The organism is Paenibacillus solanacearum (genome assembly GCF_910593845.1).
Classification (GTDB): domain Bacteria; phylum Bacillota; class Bacilli; order Paenibacillales; family NBRC-103111; genus Paenibacillus_G; species Paenibacillus_G solanacearum.
The window spans coordinates 40,273-63,668 of record NZ_CAJVAS010000015.1; the positions used below are offsets into that span (position 1 = coordinate 40,273).

At 55.4% G+C, this 23,396-nt stretch carries 19 protein-coding genes; 1 reads left to right on the plus strand and 18 read right to left on the minus strand.

What is annotated here, in order from left to right; all coding sequences use genetic code 11:
* Nucleotides 1–50 precede the first annotated feature (50 nt).
* From KXG62_RS17240 to KXG62_RS34660, 5 genes are all read right to left on the minus strand, one after another.
* Entirely contained in the window at nucleotides 51–1,508 is a 1,458-nt protein-coding gene (locus KXG62_RS17240; RefSeq protein WP_218093241.1) for a S41 family peptidase, read from the minus strand.
* 107 nt (nucleotides 1,509–1,615) lie between these two features.
* Nucleotides 1,616–2,842 (minus strand): murein hydrolase activator EnvC family protein, encoded by a 1,227-nt coding sequence (locus tag KXG62_RS17245; RefSeq protein WP_218093242.1) that lies wholly within the window; start codon nucleotides 2,840–2,842, stop codon nucleotides 1,616–1,618.
* Nucleotides 2,843–2,872: 30 nt separating this feature from the next.
* The gene (gene ftsX / locus KXG62_RS17250; RefSeq protein ID WP_218093243.1) at nucleotides 2,873–3,790 is read right to left on the minus strand and encodes a permease-like cell division protein FtsX; all 918 of its coding nucleotides are present in this window, start codon (nucleotides 3,788–3,790) and stop codon (nucleotides 2,873–2,875) included.
* Nucleotides 3,780–4,466, minus strand: a complete 687-nt coding sequence (ftsE, locus tag KXG62_RS17255) for a cell division ATP-binding protein FtsE (RefSeq protein WP_218093244.1) — start codon at nucleotides 4,464–4,466, stop codon at nucleotides 3,780–3,782. Before ftsE ends, ftsX begins: the two co-directional genes overlap by 11 nt.
* Before the next feature lie 372 nt (nucleotides 4,467–4,838).
* The gene (locus tag KXG62_RS34660) at nucleotides 4,839–4,913 is read right to left on the minus strand and encodes a DUF3649 domain-containing protein (RefSeq protein ID WP_425517353.1); all 75 of its coding nucleotides are present in this window, start codon (nucleotides 4,911–4,913) and stop codon (nucleotides 4,839–4,841) included.
* Here KXG62_RS34660 and KXG62_RS17260 point away from each other — a divergent pair.
* Nucleotides 4,889–6,385 carry a VanW family protein gene (locus KXG62_RS17260; RefSeq protein WP_425517354.1) on the plus strand — a complete coding sequence of 499 codons (1,497 nt, stop codon included), beginning with the start codon at nucleotides 4,889–4,891 and terminating at the stop codon, nucleotides 6,383–6,385. The genes KXG62_RS34660 and KXG62_RS17260 overlap by 25 nt on opposite strands.
* Nucleotides 6,386–6,673: 288 nt before the next feature.
* Here the strand turns inward: KXG62_RS17260 and argH are convergent, their stop codons facing one another.
* The 13 genes from argH to KXG62_RS17325 all read right to left on the minus strand — a co-directional run bounded on the left by argH (nucleotide 6,674) and on the right by KXG62_RS17325 (nucleotide 23,306).
* Nucleotides 6,674–8,089 (minus strand): argininosuccinate lyase, encoded by a 1,416-nt coding sequence (gene argH / locus KXG62_RS17265; protein ID WP_218093246.1) that lies wholly within the window; start codon nucleotides 8,087–8,089, stop codon nucleotides 6,674–6,676.
* A gap of 149 nt (nucleotides 8,090–8,238) precedes the next feature.
* The gene (locus KXG62_RS17270) at nucleotides 8,239–9,477 is read right to left on the minus strand and encodes an argininosuccinate synthase (protein WP_218093247.1); all 1,239 of its coding nucleotides are present in this window, start codon (nucleotides 9,475–9,477) and stop codon (nucleotides 8,239–8,241) included.
* A gap of 168 nt (nucleotides 9,478–9,645) precedes the next feature.
* Nucleotides 9,646–10,602 carry an ornithine carbamoyltransferase gene (argF, locus tag KXG62_RS17275; protein ID WP_218093248.1) on the minus strand — a complete coding sequence of 319 codons (957 nt, stop codon included), beginning with the start codon at nucleotides 10,600–10,602 and terminating at the stop codon, nucleotides 9,646–9,648.
* A 136-nt stretch (nucleotides 10,603–10,738) separates the two neighbouring features.
* Nucleotides 10,739–11,929, minus strand: coding sequence for an acetylornithine transaminase (argD, locus tag KXG62_RS17280; RefSeq protein WP_218093249.1), 1,191 nt, complete (start codon nucleotides 11,927–11,929; stop codon nucleotides 10,739–10,741).
* 81 nt (nucleotides 11,930–12,010) lie between these two features.
* A complete protein-coding gene (argB, locus tag KXG62_RS17285) occupies nucleotides 12,011–12,802 on the minus strand; it encodes an acetylglutamate kinase (RefSeq protein ID WP_218093250.1) in 792 nt (263 codons plus the stop codon).
* A 56-nt stretch (nucleotides 12,803–12,858) separates the two neighbouring features.
* Nucleotides 12,859–14,097, minus strand: a complete 1,239-nt coding sequence (gene argJ, locus KXG62_RS17290; RefSeq protein WP_246627496.1) for a bifunctional glutamate N-acetyltransferase/amino-acid acetyltransferase ArgJ — start codon at nucleotides 14,095–14,097, stop codon at nucleotides 12,859–12,861.
* Nucleotides 14,098–14,112: 15 nt separating this feature from the next.
* Nucleotides 14,113–15,162: an N-acetyl-gamma-glutamyl-phosphate reductase gene (argC, locus tag KXG62_RS17295; protein ID WP_218093251.1), complete on the minus strand. Its 1,050-nt coding sequence runs from the start codon at nucleotides 15,160–15,162 to the stop codon at nucleotides 14,113–14,115.
* Nucleotides 15,163–15,279: 117 nt separating this feature from the next.
* Nucleotides 15,280–17,184: an FAD-dependent oxidoreductase gene (locus KXG62_RS17300; RefSeq protein ID WP_218093252.1), complete on the minus strand. Its 1,905-nt coding sequence runs from the start codon at nucleotides 17,182–17,184 to the stop codon at nucleotides 15,280–15,282.
* A 124-nt stretch (nucleotides 17,185–17,308) separates the two neighbouring features.
* The gene (locus KXG62_RS17305; RefSeq protein ID WP_425517350.1) at nucleotides 17,309–18,307 is read right to left on the minus strand and encodes a YitT family protein; all 999 of its coding nucleotides are present in this window, start codon (nucleotides 18,305–18,307) and stop codon (nucleotides 17,309–17,311) included.
* Nucleotides 18,308–18,412: 105 nt separating this feature from the next.
* Nucleotides 18,413–19,532, minus strand: a protein-coding gene (gene prfB, locus KXG62_RS17310; RefSeq protein ID WP_218093253.1) for a peptide chain release factor 2 whose coding sequence is annotated in 2 segments (ribosomal slippage) — nucleotides 18,413–19,459 and nucleotides 19,461–19,532 — 1,119 coding nt in all. Because the reading frame shifts where the segments join, the coding sequence is not laid out codon by codon here.
* Nucleotides 19,533–19,630: 98 nt separating this feature from the next.
* Nucleotides 19,631–22,135 (minus strand): preprotein translocase subunit SecA, encoded by a 2,505-nt coding sequence (gene secA, locus KXG62_RS17315; RefSeq protein ID WP_218093254.1) that lies wholly within the window; start codon nucleotides 22,133–22,135, stop codon nucleotides 19,631–19,633.
* A 229-nt stretch (nucleotides 22,136–22,364) separates the two neighbouring features.
* Nucleotides 22,365–22,913: a ribosome hibernation-promoting factor, HPF/YfiA family gene (gene hpf, locus KXG62_RS17320; protein WP_218093255.1), complete on the minus strand. Its 549-nt coding sequence runs from the start codon at nucleotides 22,911–22,913 to the stop codon at nucleotides 22,365–22,367.
* A 195-nt stretch (nucleotides 22,914–23,108) separates the two neighbouring features.
* Nucleotides 23,109–23,306 (minus strand): cold shock domain-containing protein, encoded by a 198-nt coding sequence (locus tag KXG62_RS17325; protein ID WP_036682971.1) that lies wholly within the window; start codon nucleotides 23,304–23,306, stop codon nucleotides 23,109–23,111.
* Nucleotides 23,307–23,396 lie beyond the last annotated feature (90 nt).

Below are 23,396 nucleotides of genomic sequence, written 5' to 3' on the forward strand. Positions count from 1 at the left end.
TTTTCCTGCTGTGCGTTCCAAAATCCCGAATTGTGTAAAATCCGTCGCGTTTACTTTTTGACGCCAATTGCCGCTTCGACCTGCTGGACCGCCGCTTTCAGCTGCAAATCGTTTTTCGGGTCGCGGATCGCCGTAAGAACGGCTTTCTCCAGCTTATTCGCCGTTTCCGTATCGACCTCACCGGTCACCGGCAAACTGTTCATGCGCTGGAACGCTTTGACGGCCGTCGCCGTTTTGTCGCTGAAATATCCGTCCGAACGGTCGGGACTGTATCCGAGTCCCTGCAGCATCGTTTGGAGATTTTTGACGTCCTCGCTGTTCATATCCGGCTTAAGCTCCGATTTTTTGGAGAGCGGCGCCACTTTGAAGAATGCAGGCTGCTCGACCGGCACGTCCGGGGAGATGCCCTTCTTATGAATCCACGTGCCGTTAGGCGTCAGCCATTTGTACACGGTCATCTTAATGTTGCTGCCGTCGCCCATCTCTTTTTCGAACGTCACCTGTACGGTGCCTTTACCGAACGTCGTTTCCCCGACGAGCTTGCTGCCAGCCGAGTCGCGCAGCGCGCCTGCTAATATTTCCGAAGCACTGGCGCTTCCTTTGTTGATGAGCACTGTCACCGGATACGGCTTGCCCGTGCCTTGAGACGGCGTTTCTTCCTTCTCGCCTTTGCGATTCTCGATCTGCACGATCGCTTTACCCTTCGGTACGAACGGCTCCACGATCTCGACGACCGCGGACAACAAGCCGCCCGGATCGTTGCGGACATCGATGATCAAACCTTTCATGCCGCTGGCTTCGAGCTTTTTCAGCTCCTCCTTGAAGCGCGGCGCCGTGTTGCTCGCGAACTGGCGAATCTCGATCTTGCCGATGTTATTCGGCAGCATTTCGCCAAACACCGTCTCTACGTCGATGTCGTCGCGAACGACAATGACGGAGATCGGTTCCGGCGTCCCCGACCGGCCGATTTCGAGCTTGGCCTGCGTCCCTTTCGGTCCGCGTATTTTCATAATCGCCTGATTCAGCGTCAAGCCATCCAGCTTCTCGCCATTGACCGAGAGGATCACGTCATTGGCATGAAGTCCGGCTTTCTCGGCAGGCGAGCCTTTGATCGGCGAAACAATCGTAACTTTCCCGTCCTCAGAGGTCACCTCTGCCCCGATTCCCTGGAACGAAGAAGCGATATTCTCGTCAAACTGCTGCGCTTCCTTCTGATCCATATAAACGGTAAACGGATCGTCCAGCGTGGCGAGCATGCCGTTAATCGCACCGTTCACGATCTTCTCGTGATCGACCTCGTTCAAAAATTTGTTCTCGATCAATTGATACGTCGTAGCCAGCTTGGCGTAATCTTTGCCGGTTAACCCGGATGCGCCTCCGCCTAAAGCCGCGCCATCCTTGCCGCCCGCCGCGAAAATCGACGGATTCACAATCGTCAGCGTCATAATGCTGCTGGCGAACATGGACAGCAAGATAAATGCCAGTACCGTACGTCCTTTAAACGTCATTTCTCTCTCCACACCGCCTTTGCTGTTGCCTTCCCGCCCGCAGCGGTTCCAAACAACTTGTCTTTATAGTTTATGACAAGCTTTGGAAATTTATGAGCGGTCTGCGTTTATTTCATGCCCAAATACGGTTTCGGATCGACCGGTTGTTCGTTAACTCTCACTTCAAAATGCAGGTGGTTGCCCGTCGCGCGGCCCGTCGCCCCGACCTCGGCAATTTTTTGCCCGCGTTTGACGGTGTCGCCTTTATTCACCACAATGCCGTCGTTGCGAATATGCCCGTACAGCGTCCATACGCCTTTGCCGTGATCGATGATCACGCAGTTGCCGAAGCCGCTCCACCAGGATGCGAGGATGACAACGCCGTCTTCTGCCGCGAAAATGCTCGTGCCGTTCGGTGAAGGCAAGTCGAGTCCCGTATGGCCCGCCGGCTTGCCCGTGAACGGGTCTTTCCTTACGCCATAGTCCGACGACATCGATACGACTTTTGGCAGCGGATAGCCGAATTTTCCTCCGCTATACGTATACGCCGGCGTCGTCGGCTTGCCGCTCTTGGCGGCTTCCGCCTGCTTCGCTTGCTGCAACGCCCTTTGCTTGGCCGCTTCCTGACTTGCCGCCTTGATCAGCTCTTGTTCCGCTTCTTCACTGATTTCCTCAAGCTCCTTCTCCTTTTTGGAGAGGCTGGCGATCCGCACTTCTTTTTCCTTTTCCTTCACGACGAGATCTTCCTTGATCGCGGCCGCTTCGGCATATAAATTTTTAACCTCTGTCAGCTGTTTCTCAATCACGACCCTCGTATCGGCAATGACGCCGCGGTCGCGTTTGTTCGCGTCCAATATTTCCTTATCTTGATTGACGATCGATTTGAGCGCGTTGAGCCGGTCGAGAAAATCGCCAAAGCTGGTCGAGCTGAGCAGCACATCCGCATACGATACGACGCCATTCATATACATAAGCCGGATACGCGACCTGAGCATTTGATCACGGGATGTAATCCGCGCCTCAGCCTCCTCCAACTGCTTGGCGTTCTCGTTCAGCGAATCGGTTACCGTGTCGACCTGGTCGTTCAGCTTGACGAGCTTCTGGTTCGTTACGTCAATCTGCTCCAAAATGTAATTGATATCATTATTGATCTGCTGCTTTTCCGCCTGTACCTTGCCTATTTCCTTTTCCGCATTGGCGGCTTTCTGCTGAGCGGCCGCTTTCGTTTTCTTGAGCTGGTTGAGCTCCTGCTGAATCCGTTCCGACTCCGAAATCGCGAAACCGTACTGAGGCACAAGCAGCGCCCCCATCAAACCCGCGGTTATCACGAGAGGTAGATATGATTTTTTCAACACCGTTCCTCCTCGTTATGGTTTCAATCCCAGCTATACCCGCAAAAACTTGCGTACCGAAAGCGTACTTCCCCAAATACCGATCAACACGCCGATGCCGAGCAGCAATCCTCCTACTTGGAGATAAATCTCATGATATGGCAGCAGTTGAATCAGCAGCAGGTTCAAGTCGAGCTCAACGGACTTCATTAACTGCCAATACCCGTACAGCAGAACGACGACAGGAATGACCGATCCGATGATGCCCAGCAGCGCCCCCTCGATAAAAAAAGGCCAGCGAATAAACGAGTTGGTCGCGCCGACAAGCTTCATGATCCCAATCTCGCGGCGCCGAGCGACAATCGTAATCTTGATCGTGTTGGATATGAGGAACATCGCCGTCAGCGCAAGTCCCGCAACGAGCACAAGACCAATATTGCGGACGATGGACGTTACCTTAAACATCGTCTCCACCGTTCCCTGTCCATAGCTGACGCGATAAATCGGTTTGGTCGTCTTGCCGTTATTCAGACTGCTGATTTGCTGCGCTACCTGAGCCACGCCCCGGGGTTCGGTCACTTCCACAGTGAACGAATCGTTAAGCGGGTTGTTTTCTCCGTCAAAGCCTTCCAGCAGCTGTTTGCCGCTTTCTCCAAGCTTCTCGCGCAAATACTTGAGCCCTTCCTCCTTGGACACGAAGGTCACCTTGTCCACTTTCGGGATGGCGCTAATATCGCTGTGCAGCTGCGTAATTTGATCCTGCGGCGTATTGACCTCAAGGTATACGCGTATCTCCACTTGCTGTTCGATTTGCTTGGCAAGGAAGTTTACGTTCAAGGTCAACACCAGAAAAACGCCTAATATAAAAAGCGAAATGGCAATCGAGCTGATCGAGGCAAACGACATCCAGCCGTTCCGTACGACGTTCTTCGTCCCTTCGCGGAGATGCCTTACGACCGTACTAATCCTCATAGCCGTATTCACCTCTAATTTCATCCCGGACAATTTTGCCCGATTCGACAGCGAGCACCCGCTTGCGCATCGTATTGACGATCTCCTTGTTATGCGTAGCCATTACGATGGTCGTACCGCGGAAGTTGATCTCTTCCATCAGCTTCATGATATCCCACGACGTATCGGGGTCCAGGTTACCTGTCGGTTCGTCGGCGACGATAACCGAAGGATTATTGACGATCGCCCTGGCGATGGCCACCCGCTGCTGCTCTCCGCCCGACAGCTGCGTAGGCAGCGAATGGAGCTTGTCCTTCAGCTTCACGAGATCGAGCACTTCCATCGCGCGCTTGCGGATAATCTTCTTCGGCGCCTCGATGACTTCCATAGCGAACGCGACATTCTCGAATACCGTAAGCTTAGGAAGCAGGCGATAGTCTTGAAAAATAACGCCGATATTGCGCCGAACGTATGGAATTTTACGCTGCTTGAGCTTTTCCAGATTAAATCCGTTTACAAAAATGGTGCCTTTCGTCGGACGTTCTTCCCTATAGATGAGCTTCATGAATGTCGATTTACCGGCGCCCGACGGGCCGACGACGTAGACGAATTCGTTGCGGTCCACCTTCACGCTGATGCCTTTGAGAGCATGGCTTCCGTCCGGATACGTTTTCCATACGTCTTGCATTTCTATCACGGTATCACATCCTGATTGAATTACGGGCTATTCTGCCACAAATAAACCAAAACGCATTAGCCCTGCATGTCCCTTTAGGTCCGTTCCCAATGCCTGCGCTTACGGCAGCATTTATCGAATCCTAGCCTTTATAAGTTCGACATGAAAACCCAAATTCCTTTAAGTCTCAGTGAATTTCTACACTTTGCCGCAGGAGCCTCCGTGCGGAAAGCTTAGACACCAGGTGACGAGCGCCTGCAATCGACGGCATGTTTTTCACGCGTCAGCGGCGCGCGCTTTAGGAGGACGTGCTGAGGAAAGTTTTGCGCTGCGTCCGCATATAGATGAGCAACAACGGTGTACGAGCTCACTTCACGGACAAAGGAGCGGCTGTCATGGCAGGAGTAAGCCCGCGCATGCTCTGGACGCTGATCGGGTCGCTGGTGTTGATCCTCTCGGCCCTAGCAACGATGGCGGTATACGGCTCGTTGCCCCATGTTCCCTCGCGAGTCGCTATCGGGGACTGGGTCGTCGGCGGAATGCCGGCAGCCGAGCTGGAGCGGCAATTGCATGAAAAAGTAGAGCGGCTGATGAATCAAACTATAAGCTTAACCATAAAACCGGGCGGAAACGGTGAACCCGGCGCGGCGGCGGATTTTACCTTGAAGCAGCTTGGGCTTGTGGTGGGCGAGCAACAGATGGTCGAGCAGCTTCGCCCGATCCGCGAAGGATCGGCCTTCCGCAAAGCTGTCTATAAGTGGCGCATTCGGGGGCAGCAGTGGTCGCTGGAGCGCGGATTTAACGAGGAAACGCTGAAAGCCTCACTGCAAAAGGCGTTTCCGCAGGTATATGCCCGCTTGCCCGCCAACGCGCAGCGCATCATTCATGCGGAAGATACGATCGGATATGCGCCGGACGTTCGGGTCGAACGCCTGGATGAAGCGGCGCTTGTAAGCGCGCTGGAAGCGATACTCCCCAGCTGGGGCTCCCCCCGGTGGGCAGGAGACGACCTGTGCGGACCCGCCGGTGAGGGGGGCGGCACAGGCGCTAATTCCGGTGCCTCTGGACAAAAGACGCCATCTCTTCCAGCACCCCTGAAAATCATAGAGCCACAGCTTACGGTCCAGATGCTGCAAGCGCAAGGGATCGTGCGCAAAATCAGCGAGTTCTCTACCTTTTACCCGCCTAGCCCGTCGTCGTCCATTAGCAGCGAAGGACGGGTGCATAACGTACAGTCGACCGCTGCCTCCATCCAGGATGTGCTGCTGAAGCCGGGCGACGTGTTTGACTATGCGCCCTATGTGGAGAAGACGGAGAAAACATGCGGCTACAAGGAAGCGCCGGTCATCATTAACGGCAAGCTCGTGCCGGGCATCGGCGGCGGCATATGCCAAGTGTCGTCCACGCTGTACAACGCGGTTTTGCGCGCCGGGCTGGAGATTGTCGAGCGGCGCAACCATTCGCTTCCCGTCAGCTACGTTCCACTCGGTCAGGACGCCACGTTCGCGAGTGGCTATATCAACTTCAAGTTCCGCAACAATACGCAGCATTACTTGCTCATTCGCACCGCGACCGATGCGCGCGGCATGTCTGTCAAGCTGTTCGGCCAGACGCCTCCCGACATCACGTACGAGGTCGAGTCCAAGACCGTCCAAACGCTGCAGCCGCCGGCCAAATACGTGTTGAATCCTGCCTTGCCTGCCGGTAAGAAGGAAGTAATCAGCAAAGGAAAACCGGGCTATATTGTGGAAACGTACCGCATTAAGAAGCAGAACGGGGTCGTCGTTTCTACGGAAAAAATATCGCGCGACACGTATTCCGCGCAGCCGACCATCATCGCTTCCAACAACAATACAGGCAGCATTGACCGCACTGCGCCCGGACCCGGCAATACGGCGCCGCTCATCGAAGACGGCATCCGGGGTCCGAACTTCCGCTGAATCCGCGAAGCGAGCACGGCTCCCCTTCCTGGACGCAACGGGGTGGTGCCATAGGCGGTAATTTCGGCTACTTGCCCCGGCCATGCCCTGTATGCCAAAAAGCCCGCGCCTGTGTCGCTTAGGAGCCGCTTTCCGATTGCCGTATTAGCCGACAATCAAAGGTGCGTTTCCTAAACACAGGTGCGGGCTTTCGTCCGCGGGTCCGGAATTGGACCGTGTATCCGTCCATTCCTGCCCCTTTTCCGGGATAACCCCAAGGAAGCTCCTCGAAGCTGCCTATGAGAAGCTTTATCTGCTCTTGTCGTAATATTGATCGAACCATGCGGTCGCGTGAGACAACACCTCTTCGGCCCTCACAATGGCCCCGCTCACTTGACCGTTTGCCGTACCGCCGTATACGTTGCGGGCGTTCACGACCCGCTCCGGCTGCAGCACGTCGTAAATATCCGCGTCGAACAGGTTGGAGAACTGGTGATATTCCTCCAGCTTCAGGTCGAGCAAAAACTTTTGCTGCTGAATGCAGTACAGCACCGTTTTGCCGATGACTTCATGCGCCTGACGGAACGGCATACCTTTGTTCACCAAGTAATCAGCGATATCGGTCGCGTTGGAGAAGTCCTGGTTCACCGCTTGCCGCATCCTGTCCTTGTTGACTTTCATCGTGCTGATCATCGGAGCAAACAGCTGCAGCGCCCCTTGCAGCGTACGGACCGTATCGAACATGCCTTCCTTGTCTTCCTGCATGTCCTTGTTGTACGCAAGCGGCAGCGACTTTAAGACGGTCAGGAGACCGAACAGGTTGCCGTAGACGCGGCCGGTTTTGCCGCGAACAAGCTCCGCCACGTCCGGGTTTTTCTTTTGCGGCATAATGCTGCTGCCCGTACAGAACGCGTCGTCGAGCTCGATGAAGCGGAACTCCGTGCTGGACCACAGCACGAATTCCTCGCACAGGCGGGACAAGTGCATCATGATCATCGCCGCGTTGGATAAAAACTCGACGATGAAATCGCGGTCGCTGACCGCATCGAGCGAGTTCTCGTACACGCCGTCAAAGCCAAGCTGCTGCGCGACAAAGTGACGGTCGATCGGGAACGTCGTCCCCGCCAGCGCACCGGCACCCAGGGGCAGCACATTGACGCGTTTGTAGCTGTCCTGCAGCCGCTCGATATCGCGCTGGAACATCGATACGTAAGCCATCAGGTGATGGGCGAACAAAATCGGCTGCGCCCGCTGCAAATGCGTGTAGCCCGGCACAATCGTATCAAGATTCGCTTTTGCCTGCCCGATCAGCGCTTCCTGCACTTTGTTCAGCAGTCCGACGAATTCGACCACACGCTTGCGCAGCCACAAATGCATATCGGTCGCGACCTGATCGTTCCGGCTGCGTCCCGTATGCAGCTTGCCGCCGACCGGCCCCACTTCATCGATCAAGGTCTTCTCGATGTTCATATGGATATCTTCGTCGCTCACCGAATACTCCAGTTCGCCGCGGCGGATCATGCCTTGCACTTTATGCAGGCCGTCCTTGATCTTCTCGACGTCGTCGAGCGGCAAAATGCCGCATTTGCCGAGCATCGTCACATGCGCCAGGCTGCCTTGAATATCTTCTTCGGCCAGTTCTTTATCGAACAAAATGGAGGCCGTATATTCCTCCACCAGCTGGTCTGTTTTTTTCGTAAATCGTCCACCCCAAAGCTTTGACACGTTGGTTGCTCCCTTCGCCGAACATGTTCTTCTCTACGTTAAACACAGGCTTAGGGCTTCCCTGTGAAGGAAACCCTAAGCTCCTGAACGATGCATTCAAATTGGCTATTCTTTGTTCCGCTTCTACGCGAGGTGAGCGGGTAATCCGCTTATTTCCCTGCGTTCTGATTCACGCCGGCCGCTACGCGCAGGCGCAGTGCGTTCAGACGGATGAAGCCCGTCGCATCGCCTTGGTCGTATGCCTTCGTCGGGTCGGCCTCCATCGTAGCGATGTTCGGGTTGTACAGGCTGACCGGGCTCTTCACGCCGGCGGCCGTTACGTTACCTTTGTACAGCTTCAGGCGGACGGTACCGCTCACGTTCTTCTGGCTTTCGGTCACAAGGGCTTGTACCACCAGACGTTCCGGAGCGAACCAGAAGCCGTTGTATACGAGCGATGCGTATTTCGAAATAAGCGAGTCGCGCAAGTGCATCACTTCGCGGTCCATCGTCAGCGATTCCATCTTGCGGTGCGCCGTGAATAGAATGGAGCCGCCCGGCGTTTCGTACACGCCCCGGCTCTTCATGCCGACGAAACGGTTCTCTACCATGTCGACGCGCCCTACGCCATGCTTGCCGCCGAGCTCGTTCAATTTCTCCATAATGTGCAGCGGAATCATGCGCTCGCCATTGACGGCAACGCAGTTTCCTTGTTCGAACTCCAGTTCGATGTACTCGGCTTGATCCGGAGCATCTTCAGGATCGGCGCTGAGCAGGAACATATCTTTGTTTGACGGCGCACTTGCGTCAAACCACGGATCTTCCAGCACGCCGCTCTCATAGCTGATATGCAACAGGTTGCGGTCCATGGAGTACGGCTTGGACGCCGATGCCGTGACCGGAATGCCGTGCTTCTCCGCATATGCGATCATTTCCGCACGTCCCGGGAATTGCTCGCGGAACTGCTCAAGACGCCATGGCGCGATCACTTCGATATCCGGCGTCAAAGCTGCCGCCGTCAGCTCGAAGCGCACCTGGTCGTTCCCTTTGCCCGTTGCACCATGGGCAATTGCCGTTGCGCCTTCCGCACGGGCGATCTCGACCATACGCTTGGCGATCAGCGGACGCGCGATGCTGGTGCCGAGCAGGTACTGTCCTTCGTACAATGCTCCCGCCTGGAACATCGGGAAGATGAAGTCGCGGGCGAACTCTTCGCGCAGATCATCGATGTATACTTTCGACGCGCCGGTGTTCAGCGCTTTTTCCTCCAAGCCGTCAAGCTCTTCCTTTTGCCCGATATCGGCCGTGAACGCAATGATCTCCGCATCGTACGTTTCTTTCAGCCATTTCAAAATAATCGACGTATCCAAACCGCCGGAATACGCCAATACGATTTTTTGCTTTGCCATCGTGTTTCCGCTCTCCTTTGATATCACATGTCATGCTTCAACCCCTCGGTAGTACCGGAAAACGCTTTGAGCTTGGCGGGCGGGTGCTATGCTCCTCACTATCCTTCGATTTCGCATGACACCGCCGCCCATCACCCAAAACGAACCGCCCGGTTTCGACCGATTCTGTTACATAATCGCAGCCATAACCGCTTTTTGCGCATGCAGCCGGTTTTCGGCCTGATCGAAAATAACGGAGTTTTTGCCGTCGATGACGCTCTCCGATACTTCCTCGCCGCGGTGTGCCGGCAGGCAGTGCATGAACAGGTAGTCTTTTTTCGCATATTTGACGAGCTCGTCGTTCACCTGGTAGTTTTTGAAGGCGATCTCCCGCTCTTTTTGCTCCGCTTCAAAGCCCATCGACGCCCAAACATCGGTATAGACAACGTCCGCATCCGCAATCGCTTCTTTCGCGTCCGTGCCAACGTACAAGCTTCCTCCGGTTTGCGCCGCAAACTCCCTGGAGAGCTTCAGAACCTCGCTGTCCGGCTCGTAGCCTTCCGGCGTGGCAACGGCAAAATGAATGCCAAGCTTCGCCGCGCCCATCATAAGCGAGTGTACCATATTATTCCCGTCGCCGATATAGGCTACCTTGAGCCCTTGCAGGCGGCCCTTCTTCTCCTGTACCGTCTGGTAGTCGGCCAGCGCCTGGCACGGATGGGACAAATCGGTCAGTCCGTTGATCACCGGGATCGTCGCCCCACGGGCCAGATCGATGACCGTCCGGTGCGCGTACGTCCGGATCATAATGCCGTCGAGGTAACGCGACATCGTCTGCGCCGTATCGTAAATCGTTTCTCCGCGGCCAAGCTGCAAATCGTTTTTGCTCAGGAACAGCGCATGCCCCCCGAGCTGGTACATTCCGACTTCGAAGGAAACGCGCGTGCGCGTGGACGATTTCTCAAAAATCATCCCCAGCGTCTTCCCTTTCAACGGCTGGTACACTTCCCCCGCCTTTTGCTTCCGCTTCAGATCGATCGCCAAATCGATCAAATATTGAATCTCTTCAGGCGCATAATCGACCAAGCCGATAAAATCGCGACCTCTGAGCGACATTGCCAAGTCCTGCTCCACGGTTCCTGCCATCGAAGCATCTCCTTTCTGCTGTAACCCTCATGTGGTTCATCATTCGATAAGGCACAGGGATCGAGAGCCCTTGCTTGCATGAAGCATAGACTCTTCGGCGCCTGTACCCTTATTACACTACCCGTACGTCCTTTCCTTAAACCGCGGCCGCCGCATGTTTGGCCAGCACGGCGCAAATCGTCTCCAGCCCGCGGTCGAGCTCTTCCCTGGAGATCAACAGGCTCGGCGCCAAACGAATGACGTTCGGCCCTGCGGAGACAACGAGCACACCCTGCTCATGGATCGCGGCGATTAAATCAGCCGATGGCCCGCTGAGCTGAATCCCGATCAGCATGCCCAGCCCGCGCACGTGCTGCACAAGCGGATTGCCCTCCAGCTTGCGGGACAGCTCGCTGACGATATACTCGCCAAGCTCGGCCGCGCGCTGCGGCAGCTTCTCGGCTAGCATCGTCTCCAGCGTAGCGATGCCCGCCGCCGTAGACAAATAGTTGCCTCCGAACGTCGAGCCGTGGGCTCCCGCCGAAAACGCTTCGCGCAGCTTCTCTTTGCCGAGCATCGCGCCGATCGGGATGCCGTTGCCGAGCCCTTTGGCCAAGGTGAACACGTCCGGCTCGATGCCGTAATGCTCATAAGCGAAAAGCTTGCCCGTCCGGCCCATGCCGGTCTGTATTTCATCGATGATCAGCAGCAGCCCATGCTGCTTGCACAGCTCCGCGATCCGCTTCACAAATGCCGGATCGGCCGGATTGACGCCGCCTTCGCCCTGCACCATCTCCAGCATGATCGCGCACGTTTTGTCGCTGATTAGCTTCTCCGTGCCTTCCGCATCGTTGAAGGGCGCGTATACGAACCCTTCCGGCAGCGGTGCAAAGCCTTCCTTCACTTTATCCTGCCCAGTCGCCGTCAGCGTCGCTAGCGTCCGTCCATGGAACGACATGTGGAAAGTAATGATCTCATAGCGCTCAGGCTGCCCGATCACCTTCTGATAGTAACGGCGCGCCAGCTTGATGGCCGCCTCGTTCGCCTCCGCTCCGCTATTGCAGAAAAACACGGCGTCCGCGCAGCTGTTGTCGACCAGAAGCTGCGCCAGCTTCTCCTGATCCGGAATGTGGAACAAGTTGCTTGTATGCCAGAGCGTATCCACCTGCTGCTTGAGCCGCTCCGTGACCTGCTTGGGAGCATGCCCCAAATTCGTGACGGCCAGACCGCACATCAAGTCCAAATACTCCTTGCCGTTCTCATCCCACAGCCTGCTGCCGTCCCCCTTCACAAACGTAAAAGGATACCGTGCGTAATTCGGAAACAATGCGCTTTGAGCCTCTCCCATGTCGTTCACTCCTTTATATGGAAAAATAATATGTTTTTATGGCTTTTTCGGCGATTGGCTGTAACAGCAATGCATTACGCGCTACGCGCGCACAATCCGCGTACCGATGCCGCCTTCTTTCAGCGCCTTGCTGAGCACATAAGGCACCGATCCGTCCACGATCACCACTTCACGCACGTCGCCTTGGATGCATTGTACGGCAGCGCGCACCTTCGGAATCATGCCGCCGTAAATTTCTCCGCTCGCGATCATCTCGTCGATCTCTTGCACGGTGACTGCGGCCAGCACGCGCTTGTCGCCGTCAACCGTCTTCATGATACCCGGCACGTCGGTCACGACGATCATCCGCTCGACGCCGAGGTGGGAAGCAACCGCTCCCGCCGCCGTATCAGCATTAATGTTGTAACGCTGACCGCCGTCCGCGCCGATACCGACCGGTGCAATGACCGGCATGTAGCCCATAGCAACAACGCCTTTAATCAGCTCGGCGTTCACGTTCGTCACGTCGCCGACAAGACCCACCTGGTCGCTGTTAGCGACCGGCTGTGCCTGAATCAGGTTGCCGTCGACGCCGGACAGCCCGAGTGCCTTGGCGCCGGAGCGCTGGATTTTGCGGACAATTTCCTTGTTAATTTGTCCGGCCAGCACCATCTCCACAACGTCGAGCACCGCTTCATTCGTCTTGCGCAGCCCGTTGACGAACTCCGTCTCAATGCCGAGTTTGCCGAGCGTATCCGAGATCGCCGGCCCGCCGCCATGCACGATCACCGGGATGACGCCATCCTGCTGCAGCTGCCGCAAATCATCGAAAAACAAATCCGGCAGCGCAGCGAGCGTGCTGCCGCCGCATTTCATTACAAAACAGCTGTTCATCCGCACGTTTCCCCTTTAATCTATATAAATCGGTATAATTTTATAAAAATGAATGATTAAGTCCGGTATGCCGCATTAATTCGCACGTAATCATACGTCAAATCGCAGCCCCAAGCGGTCGCAGTCGCGTCGCCCATGTTCAAATCCACATGAATTTGCACAAGCTCGCCCTTCAAATACTCCTCCGCACGGTCTTCATCGAACTTGACCGGACGTGACTGCTTCAGCACGGAAATATCGCCGAGACGGATATCGACCGTCTCCGTTTGAACCGGCTGTCCTGCGCGACCGACGGCCGCGATGATGCGGCCCCAGTTAGCGTCCGCCCCGAAGCAGGCCGATTTGACCAGGCTCGAGCCGATGACGGTCTTGGCGATAGCCCGCGCCGCATCGCGCGAAGCCGCGCCCGCTACCGTAACCTCGATCAGCTTCGTCGCGCCTTCGCCGTCCCGCGCAATCGCCTTCGCCAAATATTCGCCGACATGCGTGAATGCGCCCGCGAACGCCGCCCAGTCCGGATGCTCCGGCGTCAGGCTGTCGTTACCGGCGAGTCCGCTCGCCATGACGACGACCATATCGTTCGTGCTCGTATCACCGTCAACCGTAATCATATTGAACGTCGAATCGGTCACTTCGTTCAGCAGCTTTTGCAGCATCGCGCTGTCGATGTTCGCGTCCGTGGTCATGAAGCCGAGCATGGTCGCCATATTCGGGTGAATCATGCCCGAGCCCTTCGCCGCACCGGCGATATGTACCGTGCGGCCGCCTACCGTCAGGCGTACGCAAATTTCTTTCTTCACGAGGTCGGTCGTCAAGATCGCCTGGCAGAAGTCGTCTCCGCCGTCCGCCCGCGTCTCCGCCGGCAGCTTCTCGATACCGCTCAGCACCTTCGGCATCGGGAGCAGCTCGCCGATCACGCCTGTGGACGTGACGCCGACCAAATGGTCCGCCACGCCGAACGCTTTGGCGGCCGCCGAACGCATCGCGCGCGCGTCATCCTCGCCCTGCTGGCCGGTGCAAGCGTTGGCGTTCCCGCTGTTCACCAGCATCACCTGCAGCTTGCCTCCGGCTGCGATGCTCTCCTGCGTTACTTTCAGCGGCGCCGCCTGGAATTGGTTGAGTGTGTATACGCCCGCCGCCTGAGCCGGCACCTCGCATACAATGACACCAAGGTCATGGCGCTGCGTCTTCTTCAGGCCGCAGTGCAGCCCGCCTGCGCGAAAACCGCTCGGCGTCGTAACCGAGCCTTCCGGCACTACTACATAATCGTTCACCATCATCGTTCCCTTCCCCATCGTTCGCGTAACACTTTATGGATATACCGGAGTGAACGCCAGCCCGGTCGCTTCATCCCAGCCCATCATCAAGTTCAAGTTCTGCACCGCTTGCCCGGCCGCGCCCTTCACCACATTGTCAATGACCGAGATGATCGTAAGCCGGCCTGTGCGCGGATCGAGGGACATCCCGATATCGCAATAGTTAGAGCCCCATACTTCCTTCGTCGCCGGATATTTCCCCTTATCCCGAATGCGGACGAACGGCCGCCCTTCATAATAGCTGCGGTACAGCTCGCGGATGTCGTCCTCGCTCCGCGTTTCTTTCAAATTGACGTAGATCGTCGATAATATGCCGCGCGTCATCGGCACCAGATGCGTCGTGAACGTCATAACCACATCTTCTCCGGCAAGCCGCCCCAGCACCTGTTCGATTTCCGGCGTATGCTGATGTTTGTTCACTTTATACGCAAGGAAGTTTTCGTTGATCTCGGCGTAATGCACGAGCAGACTCAGTCCGCGACCGGCGCCGGAAACGCCGGATTTGGCGTCGGCGATGATCGACTTCAGGTCGATCCAGCCGCTGGCCGCAAGCGGCGCAAGCCCAAGCAGCGTCGCCGTCGGGTAGCACCCCGGGTTCGAGATGAAGCTCGCGCCTTTGACTTCTTCGCCAAATACTTCGGCAAGCCCGTATACGGCCTTCTCCACGTATGCGGCGTCCGCAGGCTTATGCTTATACCACGCTTCGTAGACTTCCCCGGATTTCAGCCGGAAGTCGCCGGATATATCGATCACCTTCAGCCCGGCGTCATATAATTTCGGAGCCAGCTCCGTAGCCACCCCATGAGGCGTAGCCAGAAACACGACATCGGCCTTCTCGCGGATCAAATCCACGTCCACCGCGTCCAGCTTGTCGGTCAATATTTGATTCAAATGCGGATAGCCGTCCGCGATCGGAGCCCCCGCGCTGGAAGAAGATATGACCGATGTGATCGCCACATTCGGATGCATAAGCAGCAGCCGAATAAGCTCGACCCCGCCGTATCCCGTCGACCCGATAATGGCCGCTCTCAATTTCGTAGACATTTCCGTTCCCTCCACATAAAAACTATGTATTATTATACATCCGAAGGTATAATAATACAACGACTATTTTCCCCGCCAGCAGCTTTATTTTCCCTTATTCGGTCTCAAATACAGACCCTACGGCCCGAGGATATGCCCGTCCATCTGCCGCTCCAGCCTGGCCTCCGACCGCTCCGAATCCCATTGCAGCCGGTAACCGAGCAGCTTGGCCGCATCCGCCAGCCGAATCAGGGCAAAGTTGTTATGCACATGCACCGGCGCTTGCACCGAATGCTCGCTTTGAGGAGATTCTTTATATGCATAACGAATTTGCTTCGTATCCACATCGTATCGCACTTGGACAGCTCCTAGCAAGTGAAAAGTCTCCAGCAGCGGAGCCCACGGCTCCCCCTCGATGACCAGCGGCTTCAATCCCCCGGTATAGCGCAGGCCGGTTCCGCCGACGTTCACTTTCATGAAGGGCAGATGCCTCGCTACGACGCTGCCGCCCAGCAGCGTCAGCCTCCCCGTGTTAAGCTCTTCTTTCTGCCGCTCGCTCAGATGTGCGATTTTGTCCTTCGCTTCCTTCGGCGCGATCTTGATTTTATATTTTTTATCCATATATCCGTGAAAATCAGCCATCTCCCGCTCCGTCACGCTCGTCAGGCTGCGTCCGTGCATGCGTCCCAGCAGCACACCGATCGATTCGGCCGCAAGCGCGCCGTTCGCCTGAATGCGCGTACTGCCGTAGGCGACAGCAGACGAGCCTACCAGCTTCCCAGTCATTATGACATTATGGTAGCCTTTGGCCAAATAGCTGCGCAGCGGCATGCCATACTGATCAGGCTTGCCTATGGCCAGTCCTTCCCGATTGGACGGTGAGCCTTGAATGTCCATAAAATAACCGCCGATGCTCACATTATCCCAGAACATCCGCCCGCTCATCAAATCCGTCGCTTGCAGCACATAGGCCGCCGGGTAATGATAATATTCGCGGATATACAGCTCTTGCGGCTCTCCGTTCAGCTCCGCTCGCTCAAAGCCGGTCAAATGCCTGCGGAGATGCTCCAGAATGCCCGGCATTTCTTCCTGCGCGGCCTGCTTGCCTCGCTCGACCGTCTCCGGCTTGCTCGGGTCCACCCCGTAAACTTGCAGCGCGTTGATTAATACTTCCCCATCCCCTTGATTGAGAATATTGAGCCCCCGCAAGTTGAGCATCTGTGGATTGCGCAGACGATACTGCCCTACGATGGGCGGGAATCCGTATGCGATGTTTCCATCCACATAGGTGTCCGGCCCGTAGAGGCTGGCCCGCTCCATTTTATCCAGCCTCCAGAATTGTCCGTACAGCCGCTGCCAATCAACGTTTTTGAAGCGCATCATGTATGTCGCGCTCATGAATTCAGGCTGCGGCGGCGCTTCGCCAGCTCCTTCACGCCCCCCTTGATATAAAGCCCCTAGTCCTGGAAGCGGTTCCAGAAATAACTTCCGCAAAAGCGCCGCATCATCCGAATTGTCGACGACGTAGGCCGGGTGAACTTCCTGGTTTTTGCCGTCCTTCGTATAGCGAATGGATTGCACGATTCCGTCCGTCTCGGTCAGGCCGGTCAGTGCAACTCCCTTCTCAATCGGGATGCCTTGAATAAGCCGGTGAAAATAAGCGGCGAACTGGGACTTCTTCCGAATATGCCCCGCTTCGTACTGCTCGAACAGCTCCTTCATCCCGCCTTGTACGATCGACTCCCCTTGTTCATTGTACACCCCGTCCAAGTATTGCATTTCTCCCTGGATCAACTGGCCTCCCAGCCGCTGCTTCGGCTCCAGGATCAGCACGCTGAGCCCCTCCTGCTTCGCTCTGCGGGCCAGGTACATTCCTTCCAGCTCCGTGCCGATGATGACGACGTCCGCATTGCGGTTCAGCGGGTTGCGCAGCAGGAAGCCCCCATCGCTATCACGTGCCGTCATGCCGTATACCGTACCCAAACCGCTAATCCCGACCGCAGCCAAACCGGCCGTAAGCATCATCCACCATCGTTTCTTCATCCTGTTTCGTCTCCCCAGCAAGCCATGTCCGTCTGACTGAAATCGTATCGGATTTGGTAAGCGAATTCAATCCCCGACGGACTGCTTTTGTACTGAAATTTTTGGCATTTCGGTACACTATATGCTAAGGAGTCAAGCCCGATCCCGATTTGTTAAATCCTTCGCCCAGCACCTCATTCGTATCGCTCAAAATGACGAACGCTTTCGGGTCGATCCGCCGCACGAGTTCCTTCAATCGGCTCACTTCCGTCTGCCCGACGACGACCATCAGCACAGTCCGTTCCTCTCCCGTATATCCGCCGATCGCTTGCAGCTTCGTCAGTCCGCGATCCAGCTCGAATAAGATCGCCTCGCGAATCGGCTCGGGGTCCTTCGAGATAATAAATGCGACTTTGGAAAAGCTGAACCCGAGCTGTACGACATTAATGGTCTTGCTCGTCACGAAAAGCCCGATCAGTGCGTAGAGCGCTTTTTCCGGCGACAATACGAATCCAGCCGTTACAATTACGGCGCCGTCCAGCATCGCCACGCAAAGACCGAGCGCAATGCCTGTATACCGGTGAATGATCTGTGCGGCCAAATCGAGCCCGCCTGTGGAGCCTCTTCCGCGAAATACTAGCCCCAAGCCGAAGCCGACCAGCATACCGCCGTAGATGCTCGCCAACAAAATGTTGTCCGTTAGCGCGGGAACATTCCGTGTGAGTAAAATCATGAAGGGCAGTACGAGTGAGCCGATCACGGTTTTCACGCCGAACTGGCCGCCCAGCAGCCATAGGCCGATCAAAAACAGCGGAATATTCAGCGCCCATTGGGTTAGCGCCGGCTCAATCCCGGTCAATGCGTTAATAATGATGCTGATTCCGGTTACACCGCCGGAGGCTACTTGATTCGGGCTCAGGAACAGATTGAAGCTGAGTGCGATGACTAGCGAGCCGAGCAGCAGCAGCGCATATTCCCACAATCGACGTCCCCACAAGCCTTCCCGTACCGTCCGGCCCTTCCTTCTTCGCCCGCGAAAGCTATCCTCCGCAACTCCTGCATTTTTCCTGCTCCGCGGTCCCAATCCGCCACCCGCTTCCGGTAATGCCTTACCATCGTCCTCCCGACCTTCTGCCGAATTCAATGTCCACCCTCCCTTGAAGCGCAAAAAATCCTACACCCGGCCCCTTCCTTCAGAGGCATGTATCATAAGTGTAGGATGAACTGGTATTTATCGTTTTATGTCCGGTTACGCTTCTTTTTCCGGTTTATTGATTTGTTGACGCAAGTAAGCGTCGATGAATGCATCCAAATCGCCGTCCATGACCGCCCCGATATTGCCGGTTTCCTCCGATGTCCGATGGTCCTTGACCATGCTGTACGGATGGAACACGTAGGAGCGAATTTGGCTGCCCCACGCAATATCCGACACTTCGCCGCGGATCTCGGCCAAATGCTTTTGCTGTTCCTCGATTTTTTTCTCGTACAGCTTGGAACGAAGCATCTTCATTGCGCGCTCGCGGTTTTTGATCTGCGACCGTTCGGTCTGGCAGCTTACGACAACGCCGGAAGGAATGTGCGTGATACGTACGGCCGAGTCGGTCGTATTGATGTGCTGTCCGCCCGCGCCGCTCGACCTGTACGTATCGACCTTGAGGTCTTCCGTCCGGATATCGATCTCTACGTCGTCGTCGATCTCCGGCATAACGTCGCACGACACGAACGACGTATGACGCCGGCCCGACGCATCGAACGGCGAAATGCGCACCAGCCGGTGAACGCCTTTCTCCGCTTTCAAATAGCCGTAGGCGTTGTAGCCTTTGATGAGCAGCGTCACACTCTTCACGCCCGCCTCGTCGCCCGGCAAGTAGTCGAGCACCTCAACCTTGAAATCGCGCTTCTCCGCCCAGCGGCGGTACATCCGCAGCAGCATTTCCGCCCAGTCCTGCGATTCGGTGCCGCCCGCGCCAGGGTGCAGCTCGAGAATCGCATTGAGCCGGTCATACGGCTGGCTCAGCAGCAGCTGCAGCTCGAAGTCCTCGAGCTTCTTGACAATCGACGCAATGCCTGTTGTAATGTCGGCAGTCATGCTATCGTCCTGCTCCTCCTGCGCGAGCTCGGCCAGCACCGCAAGGTCTTCATATTCCGCAGCCAGCACCTGGAATTGATCGACACTGCCCTTAATCGCATTCATCTCGCCGATCAGCTTCTGCGCCTTCTCGTTATCGTCCCAAAAATCCGGAGCGGACATCTTTTCCTCATAGTCGGCGATTTTCTCCAGCTTCAGATCTAAGTCAAAGAGACCCCCTAAGCTCAGCCAATCGCTTGGCCGTTTCTTGCAAATCCCGTTTTACATCTGCCTCTAACATACGCAACACCTCTACCCGAAAGTTTTCGTTTCTTTTTCTCAAAAAAGAGACCGGAGCGATTGACCCCGACCTCCTGCTTTCTGCTGCTTACTTCTTATTTATACTCCGTGGCACTGCTTATATTTTTTGCCGCTGCCGCAAGGGCACAAGTCGTTGCGGCCGATGACATCGTTGTTGATGACCGGACGCTTCGGCGCCGGCTCTCCGTTCGTAGCCATTTCATGCTCCTCAACGACGGCTTCGCGGACCAGATTTGTCTCCACATGAGCTTTCATGATGTAAGTGGCGACTTCCTCCTGGATGCTCTGCACCATCTCCTGGAACATTTCATAGCCTTCGAACTGGTATTCGCGAAGCGGATCGGTACCGCCGTAGGCGCGAAGATGGATACCGGAGCGCAGTTGGTCCATCGCGTCGATATGATCCATCCACTTGCTGTCTACCGCACGCAGCACAACCACTTTTTCGAATTCGCGCATGAATTCTTCGCCGATCTGCTGCTCCCGCTCTTCGTAAATGCGTCTCATGAGATCTTTAATATAATCGATGATCTCATCTTTTTCCTTGCCCCACAGTTCATCTTTGCTCAGCTGTCCTTCGTGCAGGAACGTGCCGTTGGCGTAGTCTACGATAGCCTGCAGATCCCATTCCTCCGGAACGAGATCGGGCGGACAGTGCGCTTCGACCATACGGTCGACGACCGGCATGATCATGCCGAGCACGATGTCGCGAATGTTCTCCGACTCGATGACCTCGCGGCGCTGCTTGTAAATAATTTCGCGCTGCTGGTTCATGACGTCGTCGTACTGCAATACGACTTTCCGCACGTCGAAGTTGTTGCCCTCCACCCGCTTCTGCGCGGACTCAATGGCCTTCGTGATCAGCTTACTCTCGATCGGCTGATCTTCCTCGAAGCCCAAGCGATCCATCATGCCCATGATGTTCTCGGCACCGAAACGGCGCATCAGCTCATCTTCCAGCGACAAATAGAACTGCGATGAACCCGGGTCCCCTTGACGACCGGCGCGTCCGCGAAGCTGGTTGTCGATCCGACGGCTCTCATGCCGCTCCGTACCTATAATATGCAGCCCGCCGAGATCGGCGACACCTTCGCCGAGCGTAATGTCCGTACCGCGGCCCGCCATGTTGGTCGCAATCGTGACCGCTCCCGGCTGACCCGCACTAGATACGATCTCCGCTTCCTCCGCATGGTACTTCGCATTAAGCACTTGGTGCTTAACGCCTTTTTTCTTCAGCATCTCGGACAGCCGCTCCGAGTTCTCGATCGAAACGGTACCGACCAGCACCGGCTGGTTGTTTTTATGACGCTCCACAATTTCGTTCACGACGGCCCGGAACTTGCTGCCGATCGACTTGTAGACAACGTCCGGCATATCTTTACGGATCATCGGCCTGTTCGTCGGAACGACGATAACTTCAAGGCCGTAAATTTTCTTCAATTCTTCCTCTTCCGTCTTCGCCGTACCGGTCATCCCCGACAGCTTGCGATACATTCGGAAGTAGTTCTGCAGCGTGATCGTCGCCAGTGTCATCGATTCATTCTGAACCTTGATCTTCTCTTTCGCTTCGATCGCCTGATGCAGCCCTTCGCTGTAACGGCGGCCCGTCATCAAACGGCCGGTAAATTCGTCGACGATAATAATTTCTTCTTCCTGAACGACATAATCGACGTCGCGGCGCATGATGACATGCGCTTTGAGCGCTTGCTGTACGTGGTGGTTCAATGTCACATGCTCATGATCGAACAGGTTCTCGATGCCGAACGCTTTCTCCGCTTTCTCCACGCCCGCTTCCGTCAGCGCCACGGAACGAAGCTTCACGTCAATCGTGTAGTCTTCCTCTTCCTTCAAGCTGCTGACGAAATGATCGGCCATATAATACAAATCCGTGGACTTGGCAGCTTGTCCGGAAATAATAAGCGGCGTCCGCGCCTCGTCGACCAGGATGGAGTCCACTTCGTCAATGACCGCGTAGTACAGCGGGCGCTGCACCATCTGCTCTTTATATACAACCATATTGTCACGCAAATAATCGAAGCCGAACTCATTGTTCGTCCCGTACGTAATATCACAAGTATATGCGCTCTGTTTCTCTTCATGCGCCATATTGGGCAGGTTCACGCCGACCGTCATCCCGAGGAAATCATAAATCCTGCCCATTTCGCCGCTGTCGCGCTGCGCCAAATAATCGTTGACCGTTACGACGTGCACGCCTTTGCCTAGCAGCGCGTTCAAATACACCGGCAGCGTGCCGACCAAGGTTTTCCCTTCACCCGTACGCATCTCCGCAATGCGGCCTTCATGCAGCACCATACCGCCGACCAGCTGCACGTCGTAGTGACGCTTGCCCAGCACCCGTTTGGACGCTTCCCGCACAACGGCAAAAGCTTCCGGCAGCAGGTCGTCCAAATCCTCGCCCTTCTCCAGCCGCTCGCGGAATTCGACCGTTTTATTGCGAAGCTCGTCGTCGGACAGCACCTCGATCGAAGGCTCCAACGAATTGATATATTCTACCGCTTTCCACATGCGTTTCAATTCGCGCTCATTCGAGTCACCGAATATTTTTTTCACGAGTCCTAGCATGCTGCTAATCCCCTTCCTTTATCGAACAGTAATCCATAGCCTAAATTGTAGCAGTTTGCGACACGTACCGCAACAAACCACTGCAATTCCCTTAACTACTAAAAAGAGCCTGCCCGAGCCGGCTAGCAAGGCACCGCCCGTCTCCGTGGAGACCTACGATGCACCCTGCCGCCCGCTTGCGGACAAGCTCATTGTCTATTCATGCAAGAACCAAATGAATCCGAGTCATCTAACGGGCCGGCTCGATCAAGCCATACTTCCCGTCATTGCGCTTGTAGACCACATTCACTTGCGATGTATCGGAATTGGCAAAAACAAAGAAGTTATGTCCAACCATATTCATTTGCAGAATCGCTTCGTCTACATCCATCGGCTTCAGCGTAAACTGCTTCGTCCGCACCAATTCGTAATCTTCCTCTTCATCCTGGATGTAGCTCATGCCGGATTCGACCCGGAACAAATCTTTGATGCCGCCTTCTTGGCGAATTTTACGGTTGGCTTTCGTCTTGGCCTTGCGAATTTGTCTTTCCAGCTTGTCCACCACAAGATCGACGGATGCATACATATCCGTATGCCGTTCTTCCGCACGGAGCATGAACCCAGGGAGCGGAATGGTCACCTCGATGGTTTGAAACCCTTTGGCCACACTTAATGTTACATTTACTTCAGATAGAGGGGGAGCTTCAAAGTACCTTTCAAGCTTACTCAGCTTTTTCTCAACATGCTCTCTCAACGCCTCAGTTACTTCGATGTTTTCACCGCGAATGTTGAATTTCATGTACAACTCCTCCTTTCATACCTACATTATACTATATTCCCCCTTCATCTTCAAAAATCCTTTACATCGCCGCGTAAATTAATGACAAATTGCTGCACACAAAAAAACACCCCGGATTGCTCCAGAGTGTTGTTTGTCGCCGCTGCTAAGCTCAAACCGTTAACCATCTATAAGGCGGCCTGACAGGCCGGATGATTACAACTTGATTACGTTAGCCGCTTGAGGTCCGCGTGCGCCCTCTACGATGTCGAATTCTACAGATTGTCCTTCTTCAAGGGTTTTAAAGCCGTCTGTCTGAATTGCGGAGAAGTGTACGAATACGTCGCCCCCGTCTTCGCGCTCGATGAAACCGTAACCTTTTTCAGCGTTGAACCATTTTACTTTACCTTGCATGTAAAACATTCCCTTCATTATCAAATAACTGCAAGCTCTTGCTCACAAATTGACTATATCACTGTCCGAACGCCCATGTCAATCAATACC